General features: G+C 47.7%; 4 protein-coding genes. All 4 read right to left on the bottom strand.

Translation table 11 applies throughout. The features are described 5' to 3' along the window. Positions 1 to 162: 162 nt before the first annotated feature. A complete protein-coding gene (locus tag ACTTJF_RS09855) occupies positions 163 to 1422 on the bottom strand; it encodes a diguanylate cyclase domain-containing protein (RefSeq protein WP_442551812.1) in 1260 nt (419 codons plus the stop codon). Between the two features lie 210 nt (positions 1423 to 1632). Beyond that, positions 1633 to 2916: a TRAP transporter large permease gene (locus ACTTJF_RS09850; protein ID WP_442551811.1), complete on the bottom strand. Its 1284-nt coding sequence runs from the start codon at positions 2914 to 2916 to the stop codon at positions 1633 to 1635. A gap of 9 nt (positions 2917 to 2925) precedes the next feature. Continuing rightward, the gene (locus ACTTJF_RS09845) at positions 2926 to 3468 is read right to left on the bottom strand and encodes a TRAP transporter small permease (RefSeq protein WP_442551810.1); all 543 of its coding nucleotides are present in this window, start codon (positions 3466 to 3468) and stop codon (positions 2926 to 2928) included. 6 nt (positions 3469 to 3474) lie between these two features. Continuing rightward, a partial coding sequence (locus ACTTJF_RS09840) for a DctP family TRAP transporter solute-binding subunit (RefSeq protein ID WP_442551809.1) occupies positions 3475 to 4416 on the bottom strand: 942 nt, incomplete at its 5' end.

Genomic DNA, 4416 nt, shown 5'->3' with positions numbered 1-4416 from the left:
CCGCGAGCACCGCTAAAATCAAAATTTGCATTTGCGTTAAATCCGTTTACGCCGCCTATCATTTAAAATCCTTTTAAAATTTAGCTTTCTAACGATATCGGCAAAATTTGAGGAAATTTTAGTGTGGAGGATTTAACGCAGTTGCTCGCCAGCAAACAATTTTTATTCAAAATCCTTCCGCGGGCTTACGCAGTACGTACCCCGGCCCGCGTGTTTAGCTTTATAAAGAGCGTCGTCAGCGCGCTGAAGTAGCAGGTCAAACGAGCCGTGTCCGATCTGGCCCTCTGCTATGCCCGCGCTTACGGATAGTCCGTTAAATAGCGGATTTTCTTGACAAATTTTAAAAAACCGATCAATCAAAATTTGCACGCGAGGCGCGATGCTTTGCATGTTCGCACCGTCGGTAAATATCGATATAAACTCGTCCCCGCCGATACGCACGTTCATAGCGTCGTTAAAAATCTCTTTTATCAGCTCCGCGATCGCAACCAGAGCCTTATCGCCCGCCTGATGTCCGTGCTCGTCGTTTACCTGCTTAAAGCGATCCAGATCCATATAAAGTATGCTCATACGTACCGTTTTTAGCCCGTCTAAAAAGGCGTCTAGCTGGTTGCGGTTGGCTAGTCCCGTGAGCTGGTCGTAGTGGGCTAGGTACTCGATGTTTTGCAGATACTCGTGCTCTTTCGTCACGTCGCGAGCGATGCCGACGGTGCCGATGATCGTCTCGCCGTCAAATATCGGCGTTTTATACGTTTTTAGCTTGCTTAGTTTGCCGTCCGCGCGCATAACTTCCTCGTCAAAAAGGCAGGTCTTGCGCGCGGCTACGACGTCGTCCTCGGTCTGGACGCAGACGTAGTCCGTTTGCTCGTAGATTTCTTTTGGGATATCCCAGATATAGTAGTGATCTTTGCCGCGCACGAGCTCTTTTGGCTTGTTTACGACCTCGCAAAACTCATCGTTTACCTCTAGATGTAGCCCGCCCATATCCTTAAACCAGATCATATCGGGAGACGAGTTTATCAGCGTTTGTAGCCAAGTTTTTTGTAGCCACGACTCTTTACGTTCGGCGATTAAATTTAGCGCTTTTTCAAAGTAAAAGTCGTCTAAATTTGCGCTTTCAAGCCAAATTTCGTCAGCGAACTGCTTTTGCTCGCCCGTTATCTCGTCCGAGCCTCTCGCGTAAATCGCCAAAAAGCCGTTTTCGCCTATGCGGTTTTTTAGTTCGGATAAATTTAATTCGCAATGCTCGCTTGCTATGACTAGATATTGGTGCCCATCGGGGATAAATGCAGGGATATCGCAGGTGTTTTTTAGCATCTCAAATTTGTGTTCAAACCGCGGTCTGGGCGGGATTTTACTGTATTGCTCAAGCTTATTTTTTATATCCTGGGTTAAACAAATATGCAGTTTGACGCGGTACATGACTGCTCTCTTTTGTTTTTGGTTATGATACAGCAGGCGAGCTTTAACGAGGCTTTTTGGTGCGGATAAATTTGACCTTTTGCGAGGAGTTGAAATTTAAAAATTTGCTAGGTTAAATTTGAACGTAAATTTGAAGAAGAGCGTCAAATTTACGGCAGGTCGCCGAGCCGCATAAGCTCACGCGAGTCGCCGTAAATTTGCAAATTTAAATCAGCCTCCGTACATCAGCCTCGGTAGCCAAAGCGAGATTTCCGGGATGTATGTCACCAGGACGAGTCCGATAAATAGCGTCAAAGTCCACGGCAAGCATGAGACGATGACGTCTTTTAGATTCATGCCCGTTAGGCCGCTAGCGACGAATAAATTCAGTCCGACGGGCGGCGTGATCATGCCGATTTCCATATTCACGATGAGCAGGATGCCGAAGTGTACCGGATCCACGCCTAGCGCAGTCGCGATCGGTAGCAGTAGCGGTACCATGATCATAACAACCGATGAAGGCTCCATAAACTGTCCCATGATGAAAAGCAGGACGTTTACGATGATTAGAAAGCCTATTTTGCCGATATTTGCGGCTAGGATGCTGTCCGCTATCGTTTGCGGGATGTTTTCGCTAGTTAGCAGATACGCAAATACGACCGCGTTTGCGATGATGAAAAATATCATCGCCGTCGTGATGGCAGACTCTAGGCAGATGTCCCACAGGTCTTTAAATTTGATATCTTTATAAACAAATAGCGAAATAATCAGCGCATATATAGCGCTAGCCGCCGCAGCCTCGGTCGGGGTGAAAATGCCGCCGTAGATACCGCCGATAACGACTACTACGATTAGCAGCGCCCAAAACGCCTTGCCGAATTTTTTTACTCGCTCACTCCAAGGCTCGGGCGTAGTAGCTTTAAAGCCGAGTTTTTTCGCTCCGATATAAGTCTGAAGTATCATCATGCCGCCCAGCATTAGCCCCGGCACCACGCCCGCCATAAATAGCTGCGCGATACTAACCTCCGCCGTCACGCCGTAAACGATCATAACGACCGAAGGCGGGATGAGGATACCTAGAGAGCCCGCGGTTGTGATGCCGCCCACGGCGTATTCTTTTGGATAACCCGCTTCTTTGATAGCGACGAACATGATGGAGCCTATCGCTACGACCGTAGCGGGCGAGCTGCCAGAAACCGCGGCAAATATCACGCACGCAAATATCGCGCTCATCGGTAGGCCGCCGGGTAGGTGTCCGACCATGGATTTAGCAAAATCTATAATGCGTCTAGCAGAGCCGCCCTTGCTCAGTAAATTTCCGGCTAAGATAAACATCGGGATCGCCATAAGGGCAAATTTATTGATACCGTCAAAGATAAGCTGAGGCATCGCCGCGACGTCAAGATCCGTAAAAAGCAGCATCGTTAAAACCGTACTAGCTCCAAGCGAAACGGCGACGGGAACGCCTATAAGCATGAGACCAAACAGCGAGATAAATAAAAATGCGATGGTCATAGGCTCTCCTTAGCTTTTCTTGACCGAGTCGCGTATCATCTCGGCTTCGTTATTTACGATGACCTTATCCGAAGGCGTCATAGCGATCTGGAAAATTTTCTCTCCGGCGCGGTAGCTAGCTCCTAAAAAAGCGATCGGAAGCACCAGCATAGGTATCCACTGCGGCACGCCTAGATCCACGCTCATGAAATCAAGCTCGATCATCACCTGCAGATACTGCACGCTATAAACTACGATAAACATCAAAAATGCCGTCGTTAGTATATTTGCAAAGATGAGATAGGCCTTTGCGACGATGGGCGGAAATCTCTCGATCAAAATCGTAACCGAGATATGAATGCCCTTTCTAAAGCCGTATGCTGCGGCAAAAAACGCCGACCAGATAAAAAGGTAGTTCGTTAGCTCGCCCGCCCACGACCAGCCCGTGTTAAAGCAGTATCTCATCACTACGTTAACAAAGGCTAGCAGCGTGCCTGTGGCGATGCCTAGCACCGCCACAGTTTTGTTTACCGAGGCAATGCCGACATCTAAAATCTCAAAAAATTTACCCATAAAATCCTACTTCGTATTTATCGTTTTTTCTATCAAATCTTGACCGATCACGTTGTAGAAGTTCGGATAAATCGGCTTCATAGCCTCTGCCCATTTGCCCTTTTGATCGGCATTTAGCTCGATTATCTCAAGCTTTTTGCTCTCGCCTGCGTATTTTTTAAGCTCGCTTAAAATATGCTCTTCTTCTTTAGCCGTCTCTTCGCGCTCGAACGCCGTAGCTTCTTTTAGAGCTTGCGTTACGTGAGCCTTCATATCATCAGGCAAACCTTTCCAAAATTTCTCGCTCATAACGACTAAATATCCCAAATATCCGTGGCCTGATAGCGTTAAAGAGCTTTGCGCCTCGTAAAATTTGGAGTTGTAGAAGTTTGATAGCGGGTTTTCAGTCGCATCGACTACGCCTTGTTGAAGGGCCGGATAAACCTCTGAAAACGGCAATACTTGCGGGTTGCCGCCCACGACTTTGATCTGCTCTTCAAGTACTTTTGAGCTTTGGATGCGGAATTTTTGTCCCTTAGCGTCCGCAGGCTCTACGATAGGCTTTTTGCTAGAGCTAAAGTGTTTAAATCCTGCGTCCCAAAAATCAAGCGCGATGAAGCCTTTTTTAGCAATCATATCTTTTAGAGCTTGTCCGACTTCGCCGTCTTGAACAGCGTAAAGATGGGCGTTGTCTCTAAAGATAAACGGCAGGTCAAATAGCTGAAACTGCGGCACTATCGGCGTAAATTTAGAAAAACTAGGCGCGGCCATCTGTACGTTGCCAAGTTTCAGCGCTCCAAAAACTCTATCGTCGTCCATCAGCGATGCGGCAGGATATACCTCGACCTTGATCGCTCCGCCGCTAAGCTCGCCGACTCTTTTTGCAAAAAAATCGGCAGCCTTGCCTTTTGGCGTAGAGGCGGCCACGACGTGGGCAAATTTGATCGTGTATGTTTTGCCTGCGGCAAA

This window comes from Campylobacter sp., assembly GCF_052170435.1.
GTDB lineage: Bacteria > Campylobacterota > Campylobacteria > Campylobacterales > Campylobacteraceae > Campylobacter_A.
This window is presented reverse-complemented; position numbering and strand designations above follow the sequence as displayed.